Genomic DNA, 13,267 nt, shown 5'->3' on the forward strand with positions numbered 1-13,267 from the left:
CTACGAGGACAACCCTCCGCCTTGCGATCGCACGCACCAGACGCCACGGGCCCCGCCCTTTGGGCGGACGGCGCTACTTCCAAAACACGGCCTAGTGGAGACGGCGCGGCCACTGGTGGCCGACCTGTCAGCGGCGGCCGGCGAGACGGTGTCCCTCGGGGTGCTCCGGCAGAGCGACGTGCTTGTCGTCGCTGCGGTCGGGTCCGAGCAGATGGTGCGCATCGCGGGCCTGGTCTGTCCAGTCCCGCATCGAGGGCCGCGTCGAGCCCCGCGTCCACCCGGCCACTGGCGAGGCGGACCCTGCGCACCGGGCAGGCGTCGCACGTACACGACAGGTCAGCCGTGAGCCGGCTCCGAGCGGGCGGAAGGCCCGTCGCACGGCAGACGATCACCGGACGAGCCGAGCCCTCGGTCTCGTGGGACCGGGGCGTGCGGACGGGTGTCGCCCACACGCCCCGGTCCGGGTCGGTCAGTTGACGGCGGCGAAGGACTCCGTGTGGAAGGAGCCGCCGCCGTTGTCCGCGGTGAACTGCTCCTGGGTGGAGGTGACGACGCCGTGCTGTCCGCCGTCGTCCGCGGTGGCGGCGTGGGCGGCGCTGGCGCCGAGCAGGAGGCAGGCAGCGGCAAGGACTGTCGCCGCGGTGGTCCGGTGGATACGCATGGAAGGACTCCCTGTCGCGGATGTCTCGGGGGCTGGAGAACCCATTCACCCAATCCCGGCAGCGACCGCGGACCCGAGACACCCCCCACACGTCCAGTCCAGTGAGGCCAACCACCTGATTGCCGCGGGTAGCTGGGCACGCGTGCGACCTACCCCAAACGCACCCGACGCCCGCGCAACGCCGACGGCCGCCGCTACGCCGATGCCCGGCACCACCCCGTCGAACTCAGGCGCAGCGGCGCCGCGTTGGCCCGTGTCGCCGCGCACCCGACCGACCGGGTCGGGGCCCGGCACTCGCTGCCCGCCGGGCGGGTGCGCGTCCTCCGCCCGTAGCCCTCATCCCGCCAGGGCGCGGGTACGACACCGAACGAGTGACGATCCGAATGGTCGGCTCTGGCGGGCGGTATAGGTGAAGTACGCGTCGCGGCGAAGGCACCGGCGCCGGACGACCGTGGAGGACGCTGTGGAGCCGAACTCCGTACCGAAGGGTACTGAGCGCTCGGCGCTCCTGTCGGGGCTGATGCGGGTCGCGATGCGGGCCGAGCACGACAAGACCCGCCAGTCGCCGTTCATGGACGACCTTCTCGGGGGTCGGCTGGAGGCGGAAGCCTTCACCGCCCTGTCCCGCCAGCTCTGGTTCGTCTACCGCGAACTGGAGGCCGCCGCGCAGTCGCTGAGCGATCATCCGCTGGTGGGACCGCTGGTGGACCCCGGGTTGTCGCGGGTCGCCGCGTTGGAGCGCGACCTGGCACACCTTGACGGGCCCCAATGGAGGCGGACCCTGGTGCCGGTTCCCGCGACCCGCGTCTACTGCGCACGGATCGCCGAGGTCACCCGCAGTTGGCCGGCCGGGTACGTGGCCCACCACTACACCCGCTACATGGGCGACCTCGCCGGCGGCCAGATCGTCCGCAACCTCGCCGCCACGGCCTGGGGCCACACCCATGAGGGCGCGCTCTTCTACCACTTCGACCACATCCCCGATCCCCGCGCCTACCGGCGCCGATACCGAGCCGTCCTGGACGAGCTGCCCGTGGCCGGCGACGAGCCCCCTCGGATCGCCCGTGAGGTCACCCACGCCTTCCATCTCAACAACGCGATGTTCGTCGACCTGGCCGCGGACCACGTCCGCGCGGAGCCCGCCGACCGCTGACCGCCGACCGCCGACCGCTCACCGCTCACCGGTGCCCCGTGGACCGACCCCGGCCCGCGCCCACGGTGGTCCGATTCCCCCGGCACACGCATGCTCCCGTCCACCGCTTCCCGCCACCCCCGCGAGAAGGAAGAGCCGCACGTACGGTGCAGCCGGGACACCGTGCCGTGAGACCGAGCCGCCGGCGTCGTTTCCGGACGGCCGCCGAACGTTCACCGCGGAGCACGTCGGGTCGCTCCCCCGACAAGGAACATCAGCGCATGACGCCCCACACGGCGCCCCGACCGGAACACCCCACCCGGGGATGCCGCCGCCCGGCGGACGATCCGGTCGCCGGCCGGGACGAGGCGATCCCGCCGGCCCGCGAGCGCCGGATGTACCGCCGCGCGAACCCGCGCAGGGGCGTCGAGAAGCTCGCCTCGTCCCCGTCGCGACGCTCAGCGACCCGAAGGTCGTCGCCGGCCTCGTCATGGTCGCCGCCGAAGCGGTCCGCTGGCGTACGTGCTCAGGAGGGCCGGCGTCCGCGTCGTCTGGCGAGGGCGTCACGGACCAGGTCGACGATGGCGGCGGTGAGCATCAGACCGGTGAGGAACCCACCCTTGCGGGGTGCCGGCGGCTCGGCGGCCGGTACCGCGAGATCCCCGGGGCTCGCCGCCGCCCGCAGGCTCGCGGAGGAACCCTCCTGGAGCCGGCCGTGCTGCTGAAGCCAGTACAGGTACCCGAAGGACGGCACCACCAGCAGGGCGGCCAGTGCGGCGACGGCGAACTCGGCCTGGGCCGCGGCGGTGGGCGCGCTGCCGGCCGCGAGGGTCAGCGAGGTGGGCAGCAGATAGGGGTACTGCGCCCACCCCCAGCCGCCGACGACGGCCGCGACCGCGATCGCGGCGGTCACCCGCAGGAGCGCGATCCGGGTGGGCAGGAACAGGACCAGGACCAGGGCGGCGGCGCCCGCGGCGACCGACAGGGCGACCAGGGGGAGCGCGTCGCCGGTCAGCCGGTCGGACACGTATGTCGCGCTGTCCCGCATCAGGAGCATGTTCACCCCGGCCAGCACGCCGGTCACGACACCGGCGGCCGCCGCCCGGCGGACGAAGTACGTCACCATCCGCGGGTCCCCGCGGCGGTGGGAGTCGCCGACGAGATAGATGGCGCTGATGTAGGCACACGCGGCGGTGAAGAGGAAGCCGGTGACCAGGGCGGTCGGCGTGGTCCAGGCGGACGGCAGGTTCCCGGACGGCCGGGCCGGCACCCGGCCGGTGACGACTGCCCCGATCACCGTGCCGAGGAAGAACGGCGTGATCAGGGAGGACACCGCGAACACCGCCCCGGCGAGCTGCCGGAACCGCAGCCGCCGAGCCTCGTGCCGGAAGGCGAACCCGACGCCGCGCAGCACGATGCCCATCAGCGAGACGAACAGCGGCACGAACAGCGCGGTCATCACGGCGGCGAACGCCTGCGGGAACCCCGTCCAGGTGATGACCAGGCCGAAGATGAGCCAGACGTGGTTGCCCTCCCACACCGGCGTCAGGGACGCGTCGATGGCCGCGCGGGGGCCGGCCCCGCGCCGGGTGCCGCCGGCCAGGAGATCCCAGATGCCGGCGCCGAAGTCGGCGCCGGCGAACAGCGCGTACGCCGCGATGACCGCGACCAGCAGGACCCCGACCCCGATCGCTTCGGACGAGGCGGTCACAGCCGTGCCCTCTCGGGTTGATCGGTCGGCGGTCCGTAGGGCGTGGCCTCGGCATCCTCCGCCGCGGGCGGCTCCGTGCGCCAGCGGTGGCCCATCAGCCACGGCACGAAGACGGAGATTCCGGTGAGCACCGCGTAGACCGCGAGGATCACCCCCAAGGTGACCGGCACACCGCGCGAGGGGGTCACCGCGTCCTGGGTCAGCAGGACGTTGTAGACGGTCCACGGCTGGCGGCCGACCTCGGTGACGATCCAGCCGCACTCCATCGCCGCGATCGCGCCGGCGCCGGAGAGCGCCGCCGGCACGAGGAACCAGCGGGTGAGCAGCACCCGGCGGTGGAACCACCACACCCACCCCTGCCAGGCGCCGAGCACCAGCAGCACCATTCCGATGCCGACCATGGCGTCGAACGCCAGGTGCAGCAGGTTGGCCAGCGGCGGACGGTACTCCGGCGGAATGCTGTCCCAGCCCACCACCCGGGTGCTCGGCGAGAAGCCCACCAGGAGGGAGTCCGCCCAGGGCACGCCGACGCCGAAGTAGACGTGGCCGTTGGTGTAGATGCCGCCGAGCCACTCGGTGACGTAGCGGCCGGTGTGCGGGACCAGCTCCATCGCGGCGAACTTCGCCGGCTGGTCGTCGGCGACCGCTCGCGCCGCGATGTCGCCGACCGCGATCTGGAACGGTGCGGCGACGGCGCCGACGGCGAACGGGACGGCGAAGCCCAGCCGGTGGTAGCGGTCACGGCGGCCGCGCAGCAGGCCCGTCGCATAGACGCCGGCCACGGTCAGGGCGGTCACCATGTAGGCGGCCAGCAGCATGTGCGGCACTTCGTAGCCGCTGGCCCGGTTGAACAGCACCGACCAGGGGCGCACGGAGGTGATCTGCCCGTTGTGGAGGGTGAATCCGGCGGGCTGGTTCATCCAGGAGTTCGCGGCCACCACCGCCCACGCTCCGAAGATGCCGGCGACCGCGATCGGCACCCCGGTCCACCAGTGCACCCAGGGCGGCAGGCGGGTCCAGCCGTAGAGGTAGATGCCGATGAAGATGGACTCGACGAAGAAGAAGATCCCCTCGATGCTGAACGGGATGCCGAAGGCCGCGCCGAACCGCCCCATCAGCCCCGGCCACAGCAGACCGAGCTCGTAGGAGAGCACGGTGCCGGACACCGCGCCCACCGCCCCGAGCACGCCCATGACCTTGGACCAGCGGCGGGCCAGCAGCAGCGCCACCGGGTCGTCGTGCCGCAGCCCGATCCAGTGCGCGACGAGCACCACCGACGGGAACGCGATGCCGAAACAGGCGAAGATGATGTGGAAACCGAGCGACGCCCCCATCTGGCTGCGGGCCGGTACCGCGCCGGCCAGCTGGGCCAGCCCGCCGACGGTCACCGTTCCCACGCGCAGGCGGGACGTGGCTCGCGGCCTGCGGGCCGGGGGCCCGCTCGACGGACGGCGCGCACGTGAGGAGGTGGGGTCCAGGTGTTGACGCCCGTGGCGTTCTTCCTGGTCGGTTGCGGCATCTCAACCCTTGGTCTCGTCGACGATGATCTCTGGGTGGTCGGTCTCCTGATCGCGTTCATCGGCGCGATCGGCATCCTGGTCCGTCTGGCCGACTGGGTCCGCCCCACACGTGAATAGGCCCCCCGCGATGGCTCGCGGGTCCGACACGCCCGACCCGATCCGCCGCCTCACCCGAAGGGGCGAGTACGGTCCGTGGATTTCCCGGCGTCCTTGCTGACCGCGGGCCGCCGGCTTTCGACCGCCGCGATGTCGCTCTGAACCCGACGACGGGTGCTCCGCTCCTCGCGAGCCTGCGGTGGTGGACCCGCGGGGCATGGGAAGTTCGTCCAGGCGGGCCCCCGCGCGCAGGTTCCGCAGCCGTACGGACACGTCATCGGCGGCGACAGCGAGGGGGGCGGCCGTCCGGCTCGGCCGGACCATGACCCGGATGCCGCCGGCGTGGCCGGTGAGGGATCGGCCGCGTGGTCGGCCTCGGCGGACGGGGGCGAAGCTCCGACCACCGGGCCGGTCCCACAACTTGCGGGAGTCGAAGTACCCTGATCGCCATCCTCCGCCGCACACCGCCGGGCGCGGGAGCCGCTGCCGGTGTGCGAGCGCGGGAAGAACGACCACGGCACGGTCGACGCGGCGGCGCGGGTGAACGGAGCGAGCGGTATGGGCGAAGAGGTGCGACCGGCCGAAGACCGGCGGGCGCCTGGCGTGTTGGCGGGCGAGGTGCCCGCGGCCCTGTGGTCGTCCGACGGTCCGGTGGCCGCGGGCGCCGTACGCAGACAGTCGGCCGGCGGACCCGCCCACCCCACGATCCTCACCCGCCTGTGCGGCTGAGGTCTGGTCACCGGCCACCGGCCGGCCCGCTGCTGCTCCTTGTCCCCGGTACGCGACGACGCGGCCCACACGGCAGCGGGCTTGCGCGAACTGCCGTCCTGTTCCCGGCCGCTCAGCATCTCGACGGCCTGTTCGGTGCGGCCGGCCCCTCCCCCCTCAGCAGTCGGCACAGGAGCTGACTCGCAGTCACCACACGGGCGGCGCAGCAGGGTTCACCGCTCCGGTTCCACCGCGGCGGCAGGCCCGTGTGGAAGCGGGCCCCGGCACCCCACCGCTGGACCCGCTCACCATGAGACGTGTCCCCCCGATCGGAAGAAGTCACGTGATCACCTGGCAGCCCGCGCGATCCCGCGCTCGACGTGGCCCGAGCGCGCTCCTGGACCTGGCGGGCCCGCGGCACCCGGTCCTGCTCGCCACGGCAGCTGCCGCCGCGCTGCACCTGCTGTGGGCGCTGCTGCTGGCCAAGGACTCGGGCGACATGGCGGCGCAGTACGCCTGGACGGACTTCATACGGGCCCATCCCTGGGCGTCGTACGACCTGTCCTGGTACGGCGGCATACACCCCGCCTCGTACAGCGTCCTGTCCCCGTACATCATGGCGGTACTGGGCGTGCGCACGAGCGCGGTCGTCGCGGGCACGCTGTCGACGGCGGTGGCCGCGACGGTACTGGTGCGCGCCGGTGTGAAACGGCCGCTGGTGCCGGTGCTGTGGACGGTGTTCGCCCTGTGGTGCGACGCCGTTTCCGGGCGGGTGACCTTCGCGCTGGGCGTGCTGTTCGGCCTGGTGGCGACCGCGCTGCTGTTCCCCTCCGAACTGGCCGCCCGGGGCCGCTTCTGGCGGCTGACGGCCGCCACCACGATGGGGGCGCTGGCCACCATGTGCAGCCCGGTGGCCGGGCTGTTCGTACTGGTGGTCGCGGCGGCGCTGTTCCTGGACAAGCGACGCACGGACGCCTTCGTCCTGGCCGCGGCCCCGCCCTTGGTGGTGGGGACCACCTCGCTGCTGTTCCCCTTCTACGGCGTGCAGCCCTTCGCCTGGTACCTGGCGATCATCCCGCTGGCCGTCTCGGGCGCGATCTCGCTGGTGGTCCCGAAGTCCTGGCGCTCGGTCCAACTCGGGGCGTCGGTGTACGCGTTGGGCGTCCTGGTCACCTGGGCCATACCGTCACCCATCGGCAGCAACGTGGAGCGGCTGGCGCTGCTCTTCGGCGGCACCGTCCTGCTGATCGTGGCGATGGGCAGCACCAGGGGGACCCGGCGGTCCATGGCGCTGTGGCTGGCGTTCGGCGCCGTGGCGACCTGGCAGATCGTCGAGCCGGTCTACGATCAGGTGACGACCCGTGCGCTCCCCGCCACCGTCGAGCACGCGGGCCCGCTCATCTCCGAACTGCGGAAGATCCGGGCCGACCGCGGGCGAGTCGAGGTGGTACCGATGAGTTCGCACTGGGAGGCTTCCGGTCTGTCGCCCTACGTCAACCTGGCCCGTGGCTGGAACCGGCAGGCCGACGAGGAACGCAACCCGCTCTTCTACCACGGCACGCTCACCGCCGACGCCTACCGCGACTGGCTGCGCCGCTGGAGTGTCGACTACGTCATACTGCCGTCCGGCCAACCGGATTTCGCCGCGGTGACCGAGGCGAAGCTCGTCGCCACCGACCAGCCCTGGCTGCACCCGCTGTGGCAGAACGCGGACTGGCAGGTGTACCAGGTGAGCGGTGCCGAGCCGCTGGCCGATCCGCCGGCCGTGGTGGTGAAGGCAGGTCAGGCCGAGTTGACGGTGCGGATGTCCCGGGCCGGTTCGGTGCTGCTGCGCATCCCGTGGTCCCCGGTGCTGGGCGTCGAGGGCGCGCGGGACGACCAGCACGGCTGCGTGACGTCGGACGGCTCCTGGAGCCGGCTCTACGCGCCGGCCCCCGGCACCTACCGGATCGGCGGCAGTTACCGGCAGATCCGCGGCACGCCGTGCGGCAAGGAGGAACTCAGGGACCTGGGCGACTGGGACGGGCAAGGCTCGGGCCCGGCACACGGACCGGGCGCCGGAGGGGCCACCGGCGTGCGATGACGGCACAGACGACCAGTTGCAGCTGGTGGAACATCATCAGGGGCAGCACCGTGAGCCCCGCCCGCGACCCGAACAGCACCGCGGCCATCGGAAGGCCGTTCACCAGGCTTTTCTTCGAGCCGGAGAAGACGATCGCCACGCGGTCCGCCCGGCCGAACCCGAGCAGCGCCGACGCCGCCGCGGTCGCCGCGAGGACCACGGCGAGCAGCGCGGCTTCGACCGCGAGCAGCGCGGCCAGCCGCGGCACCGTCGCGCGGAACCAGATGCCCTGTGCCATGCCCTGGCTGAAGGCGGTGTAGACGACCAGCAGCACCGACCCCCGGTCGACGAGGCCGAGCAGCCGCCCGTGCCGGGCGAGGAGCGGCCCGATCCGGCCGTGCAGGGCATGCCCGGCGAGGAACGGCAGCAGCAACTCCGCGCCGATCACCGCGAAGCGTCCCGCGGGGATCGCGACCGCCGAGCCGAGCAGCGCCGCCGCCAGGAACGGCGTGACGAGCATGCCGAGCAGGCTTGAATACGTCCCGGCGCAGATCGCCGCCGCCACATTGCCGCGGGCGATCGCGGTGAAGCCGATGGCGGACTGCACGGTGGTGGGCAGCAGGCACAGAAAGAGCAGGCCGGGGTAGAGGTCGGGGGCGATGACGTCCGGCACGAGCACGCGGGCGGCGAGGCCGAGCAGCGGGAAGAGGACGAACGTGCTGCCGGCGACGGTGAGGTGCAGCCGCCAGTGCCGCAGCCCGTCGACGGCCGCACGCGAGGACAGCCGGGCGCCATAGAGGAAGAACAGCCCGGCGATGGCAAGGTTCGAGGCGGTGCCGACCGGCGCCTCGGCGGCGCCCGTCGCCGGGAGGAGCGCGGCGACCCCGACCGTGCCGAACAGTGCGGCGACGTAGGGGTCGATACGGGGCGGGCGGACCCGCCGGCGTCCTGGCGTGGTGGGCGAGCCGGGCGTTCCCGGTGGTGACGCGGTGCCGTGCATGGCGGTGACCTCGTGGCTTTCCGGCGGCCGGCGTGCGGGCCGCTGAGCGGGGTTGTGCGGGTGGCTCAGCGGGGTGCGCGGGCGGGGCGCGCGGCGCCCGGCCCGATCGTCACGCGGACGTCGTTGCCGTTCGCGGTGTCGACCTCGTCGAGTCCGTCGAGCCAGGCGCGAACGGACGAGTCGTGCTGGCCGAGCACCGGTGGCGCGGTGTGCCGGGGGGAACCTTCGGGGTCGTCGAAGTGCCAGGGTGTTCCCGGCAGTTCGATGGCCCCGAGGGTGGCGTGGTCCACCGTGATGACCAGGCCCTGCTGCCGGGTCTGCTCCCAGTCGTACACCTCGTCGAGGGTGCGGACGCGGCCGGCCGGCACGCCGGCGGCGTCGAACCTGGCGGTCCACGTGGCGACGGTGCCGTGCGCGAGTACGGCTTCGAGGTCGGCGGCCAGTTCCGCGTGGTGCAGGACCCGGTCGGCGTTGGCGGCGTAGCGCGGGTCGGCCGGGTCGAGTCCGGTGACGCCCGCGACCGCCTGCCAGAGCGCTTCGCTGCCGGCCGCGATCTGGATGTCGCCGTCCGCGCACCGGTAGAGGCCGTACGGCGCGATCGCCGGGTGCCGGTTGCCGCTGCCGCGCGGCACCTCCCCCGCGACGGTCCAGCGCGTTCCCTGGAAGCTGTGGACGCCGACGACCGCGGACAGCAGCGAGGTGCGCACGACCCGCCCCCGCCCGCTCGCGCGGCGGTCGGCCAGGGCGCCCAGCACTCCGAGCACGCCGTAGGTGCCCGCCATCAGGTCGGCGATCGGCACACCGGCCTTCGTGGGGTGGCCGGGCTCGCCGGTCAGGCTCATCAGACCTGCCTCGCCCTGCGCGATCTGGTCGTAGCCGGGCCGCTCGGCGGCCGGGCCGTCGTGACCGAAGCCGCTGATGGACAGGACGACCAGTGCCGGGTTCGCCTCCCGCAGCCGGTCGTGGGGAAAGCCGAGCCGGTCGAGCACGCCGGGGCGGAAGTTCTCCACCAGCACGTCGGCACGGCGGATCAGCCGGTCGAGCAGATCGCGGCCCTGGGCGGTGGACAGATCGGCGGTGACCGACTCCTTGTTGCGGTTGCAGGAGAGGAAGTACGTCGACTCCCGGGTCGGCGCCGGCCCCGCGAACGGCGGACCCCAGCCTCGGGTCTCGTCGCCCACGCGCGGTTTCTCGACCTTGATCACCCGCGCTCCCAGGTCACCGAGGAGCATGGCCGCGTGCGGCCCGGCCAGCGCGTGGGACAGGTCGACGACCAGGCAGTCGTCGAGTGGTCCGCGACGGGGAGGTGCGGAGAGGCTCATGCCTGCGGGTCCCTTCTTCGGGTGCGTACACCTGGACGATGGCTGCCGAACCACCGTAGGCACGCCCGTATGAGGGCAACCTCCGCCGAATGCGAAAAATGGTTTACCTTGCGGCACATGGCTATCGCTGAGCTGTTGGTCGTGGAGGACGACACCGAGATCGCGTCGGAGCTTGACCGGGCGCTGGTGAGCCACGGCTATCACGTGGCGCTGGCGGCGAACGGCGGGCAGGCCGCGGAGCAGGCCGTACGCTTGCCGCCCGACCTGGTCCTGCTCGACCTGGGCCTGCCGGACATGGACGGCGTCGACCTGTGCCGCAGGCTGCGCGCCGGCCTCCCGGTGGAGACGGTGATCGTCGTCCTCACCGCCCGCACCCAGGAGTTCGAGGTCGTGGTGGCGCTCGACGCGGGGGCCGACGACTACCTCACCAAGCCGTTCCGGCTCACCGAACTGCTGGCGCGTCTTCGCGCGCACCTGCGCCGCCGGGCGACGGCGGCGGGCCCGACGGTGATGAGGATCGGCAGCGCCCGGATCGACACGGCCACCCGCCGCGTGCACATCGGCGACCGTGAAGTACGCCTGCGGCCCAAGGAGTTCGACTTGCTGGCCACGCTCGCCCGGTCGGCCGGCACGGTGGTCAGCCGGAGCCGTCTGATGGCCGAGGTCTGGGACGACGAATGGTTCGGCACCAGCAGCAAGACCCTCGACGTCCATGTGTCGGCGCTGCGCCGCAGGCTCGCCGACGCGGACTGCGGTCCGGAGGCCGCCCGTATCACCACCGTCCGGGGCAGGGGGTACCGCTACGAGACCTCGTAGCGGCCCCACGGCTCCTCGGCCCTCGGCTCCTCGTCGGCTTCCGGTTCCTCCGGTGCTTCCGGGGCCTCCAGCGCGGGCAGCAGCAGGCTGAGGACCGTACGCGGCCCCGCCCGGCGCAGCACCAGCCGGCCGCCCTCGGCCTCGGCGAGGGAGCGGGCCAGCGGAAGCCCGATACCGTGCCGCCGGCCGTCGCGCTGCACCACGCCGAAACCGTCGCACCAGTCGCCGGCCGGCCCTGGGCCCTCGTCGCCGACTTCGAGCGCGATGCCCATGCCCAGGTCGGCCGCGGTCACGGTGATGGCGCCGCGGCCGTGGCTCAGCGCGTTGTCCAGCAGGGTGTCCATGATCTGGACGACCGCGGCCGCCGACGCGGTGACCGGTGGCAGACCCGGCTCGCATCGGACGGCGAGCGTACGGCCGGCGTCGCGGACCGCGTCGCGGTTGCGCTGGACCACGCGGTCGAGGAGCGAGGCGACCGCGGTGGACGCGCTGGGCCGGTGGGTGTCCCGCGACAGGCGCAGGAGATCCTCGACGGTGTCGCCGAGGTGTGCGGCACGCCGGGCGGCGTCGGCCAAGGTCCGGCCGCACTCCCCCTCGGTGCACGGCTCGGCCGACTCCAGGCCGAGGACGAGCGCGGTGAGGGGAGTTCGGAGCTGATGGGAGACCGAGGTGCTGAACCGGCGCTCGCGCTCCAGCAGTTCGCCGAGCCGCCGACCCGTCACGGCCAGCGCCCGCCCCACCGCGTCGGCTTCCCGCAGCCCGGTGTGCTCGGGGCGCACGGTGAAGTCGCCCGCGCCCAGCGCCCGAGCGGCTGCCGTGAGGCGTTCGAGCGGTGTCGCGATCCGGCGGGCGAGCCGCCAGGCGAGCAACGCCGCCAGGGCGACGACGACCGCGCCGAGCGCGGCGAGCACCAGCCATGCCAGCAGGGTGCTGTCCGCCACCGGGTCCCAGGGCATCCACACCCGGACCACCGCCATGACCGCGCCGTCGTGCAGCACCGGCGCGGCGACCTCGAGGCGCCCCCGCTCCACCCCCTGGTGCACCTGGCCGTCCCGGGCCAGAACGGTGATCGCCGAGGACGCGGGGCCGGAACCCCACACCCGGCGGCCGGACGGCCCGTACACCGCCAGATCCGTCCCGCGCGACGGGCCGCGGCGCCCGGACGGCCGGATACGACGCTCCGCCTCACGGCCGGACATGTCGCCGGACACGTCGGCCGCCGCCCAGACCGCGTCCCGTTGCAGCCGCGCCACCGCCGCATCACGGTAGATCCGGCTGACGGCCACGGCCAGCGGCAGAGTGAAGACCATGACCGCGCACGCCGTCACGGCGATGATCGACACCAGCACCTTGCGGTGCACGGAGGTACCGCGCCGCCCGGTCACCGGGTCCGCCGGCACCCTGCGGTGCCCGCGCATGCGCAGCTTCAACGCGGCCGGACCTCCTCTCGCGCGCATCCCGAACCACCCAAGGCCGAACCACCGGCCGGTCGACCCACCCGCCGGGCCGCCCGGCCGAGCGGGAGACGGGCCGGCCCGCGGGTCCGGGCGACGGCCCACCTGCCGTTCCCCCGCGGCAGGAGCAATCCTGGACGCAACCGCCCGGTACACGCACGTCTCGGCGGTTTGATCGAAAACGCGCGGAGCGCCGGGGCCGGCCTCCCGCGGCGACGGCGGCCGGCCGCCGCACGCCCCACGGCCGTCATGTCGGCCCCCGCGCAGCGCTGTTGCCGCACCCGCGACCCGCTCCCGACCCGGCCGGAGAGGAGGCCGGTGCCGGACGGCCTCTCCGTCGTACCAGTCCGTCATACCAGCCGGCCCGGGGCGCTCACGTTCCCCGCGATCCCCTCTCCCCGAACCCCGAACCCGGGTTCCCGAACCCCGATCCCCCGATCTCCCCGACCCCCCGCGCAGCGAACTCCCCCGCTCCCCTTGACGCTTGCCGCCCGCGGTGGAAGTATCGGCGCGCACCTGACAACGTTGTCAGACCCTGCCCGCGGGCAGTGGCCGCACGGTGCGCTCCGAAGAACCCCTGGGACCGTTCGCGTCGAGTTGAGAGGTTTGGGGTCATGGTCGATTTCCATCGAGTCGTCGCGTGCCTGCGGAAGAGGCCGGATCTGCCCCGGCCGCCGCGCGCCCGGCCCCGGCGCACGGCGCTGCGGCTGCTGGCGGTGGGTGCGATCGCCGCGGCGGTCGGCCTGGCGAGGGCGGCGGCGAACCCGAGGACGTCGAGGAGGACG

General features: G+C 73.4%; 12 protein-coding genes. 5 read left to right on the forward strand and 7 right to left on the reverse strand.

The window, feature by feature from the left end:
* Window positions 1-127 precede the first annotated feature (127 nt).
* Window positions 128-250 (reverse strand): hypothetical protein, encoded by a 123-nt coding sequence (locus AB0399_RS38540; protein ID WP_366414451.1) that lies wholly within the window; start codon window positions 248-250, stop codon window positions 128-130.
* 219 nt (window positions 251-469) lie between these two features.
* On the reverse strand, window positions 470-661 hold the full coding sequence (locus tag AB0399_RS38545) for a hypothetical protein (RefSeq protein WP_366414452.1): 192 nt from the start codon (window positions 659-661) through the stop codon (window positions 470-472).
* A gap of 463 nt (window positions 662-1,124) precedes the next feature.
* Between AB0399_RS38545 and AB0399_RS38550 the strand changes: the two genes are divergently transcribed.
* Window positions 1,125-1,814 (forward strand): biliverdin-producing heme oxygenase, encoded by a 690-nt coding sequence (locus AB0399_RS38550; RefSeq protein WP_366414453.1) that lies wholly within the window; start codon window positions 1,125-1,127, stop codon window positions 1,812-1,814.
* A gap of 505 nt (window positions 1,815-2,319) precedes the next feature.
* Here AB0399_RS38550 and AB0399_RS38555 read toward each other — a convergent pair.
* Window positions 2,320-3,504, reverse strand: coding sequence for a cytochrome d ubiquinol oxidase subunit II (locus AB0399_RS38555; RefSeq protein WP_366414454.1), 1,185 nt, complete (start codon window positions 3,502-3,504; stop codon window positions 2,320-2,322).
* The gene (locus AB0399_RS38560) at window positions 3,501-4,901 is read right to left on the reverse strand and encodes a cytochrome ubiquinol oxidase subunit I (RefSeq protein WP_329372904.1); all 1,401 of its coding nucleotides are present in this window, start codon (window positions 4,899-4,901) and stop codon (window positions 3,501-3,503) included. Before AB0399_RS38560 ends, AB0399_RS38555 begins: the two co-directional genes overlap by 4 nt.
* Before the next feature lie 93 nt (window positions 4,902-4,994).
* Between AB0399_RS38560 and AB0399_RS38565 the strand changes: the two genes are divergently transcribed.
* The 3 genes from AB0399_RS38565 to AB0399_RS38575 all read left to right on the forward strand — a co-directional run bounded on the left by AB0399_RS38565 (window position 4,995) and on the right by AB0399_RS38575 (window position 7,911).
* Complete coding sequence (locus tag AB0399_RS38565; RefSeq protein WP_328460051.1) at window positions 4,995-5,141, forward strand: hypothetical protein; 147 nt, start codon at window positions 4,995-4,997, stop codon at window positions 5,139-5,141.
* A 468-nt stretch (window positions 5,142-5,609) separates the two neighbouring features.
* Window positions 5,610-5,849 (forward strand): hypothetical protein, encoded by a 240-nt coding sequence (locus tag AB0399_RS38570; RefSeq protein WP_366414455.1) that lies wholly within the window; start codon window positions 5,610-5,612, stop codon window positions 5,847-5,849.
* 322 nt (window positions 5,850-6,171) lie between these two features.
* Complete coding sequence (locus AB0399_RS38575) at window positions 6,172-7,911, forward strand: MFS transporter (protein ID WP_366414456.1); 1,740 nt, start codon at window positions 6,172-6,174, stop codon at window positions 7,909-7,911.
* On the opposite strand, the gene AB0399_RS38580 is transcribed toward AB0399_RS38575, so the two are convergent.
* Both AB0399_RS38580 and AB0399_RS38585 read right to left on the reverse strand, forming a co-directional pair.
* Window positions 7,829-8,890 carry a bile acid:sodium symporter family protein gene (locus tag AB0399_RS38580; protein WP_366414457.1) on the reverse strand — a complete coding sequence of 354 codons (1,062 nt, stop codon included), beginning with the start codon at window positions 8,888-8,890 and terminating at the stop codon, window positions 7,829-7,831. The genes AB0399_RS38575 and AB0399_RS38580 overlap by 83 nt on opposite strands.
* Window positions 8,891-8,955: 65 nt before the next feature.
* Window positions 8,956-10,212, reverse strand: coding sequence for a CoA transferase (locus AB0399_RS38585; protein ID WP_366414458.1), 1,257 nt, complete (start codon window positions 10,210-10,212; stop codon window positions 8,956-8,958).
* A 117-nt stretch (window positions 10,213-10,329) separates the two neighbouring features.
* Between AB0399_RS38585 and AB0399_RS38590 the strand changes: the two genes are divergently transcribed.
* On the forward strand, window positions 10,330-11,028 hold the full coding sequence (locus AB0399_RS38590; protein WP_366414459.1) for a response regulator transcription factor: 699 nt from the start codon (window positions 10,330-10,332) through the stop codon (window positions 11,026-11,028).
* Here AB0399_RS38590 and AB0399_RS38595 read toward each other — a convergent pair.
* A complete protein-coding gene (locus AB0399_RS38595) occupies window positions 11,013-12,458 on the reverse strand; it encodes a HAMP domain-containing sensor histidine kinase (RefSeq protein ID WP_366414460.1) in 1,446 nt (481 codons plus the stop codon). The genes AB0399_RS38590 and AB0399_RS38595 overlap by 16 nt on opposite strands.
* Window positions 12,459-13,267: the final 809 nt, after the last annotated feature.

This window comes from Streptomyces sp. NPDC088194, assembly GCF_040702025.1.
Taxonomy (GTDB): Bacteria; Actinomycetota; Actinomycetes; order Streptomycetales; family Streptomycetaceae; genus Actinacidiphila.

Bases quoted from the DNA above. Each gene is read 5' to 3' on its own strand.
- AB0399_RS38590 (WP_366414459.1), top strand. From the start codon at position 10,330: ATGGCTATCGCTGAGCTGTTGGTCGTGGAGGACGACACCGAGATCGCG.
- AB0399_RS38545 (WP_366414452.1), bottom strand. From the start codon at position 661: ATGCGTATCCACCGGACCACCGCGGCGACAGTCCTTGCCGCTGCCTGC.
- AB0399_RS38540 (WP_366414451.1), bottom strand. From the start codon at position 250: ATGCGGGACTGGACAGACCAGGCCCGCGATGCGCACCATCTGCTCGGA.
- AB0399_RS38580 (WP_366414457.1), bottom strand. From the start codon at position 8,890: ATGCACGGCACCGCGTCACCACCGGGAACGCCCGGCTCGCCCACCACG.
- AB0399_RS38585 (WP_366414458.1), bottom strand. From the start codon at position 10,212: ATGAGCCTCTCCGCACCTCCCCGTCGCGGACCACTCGACGACTGCCTG.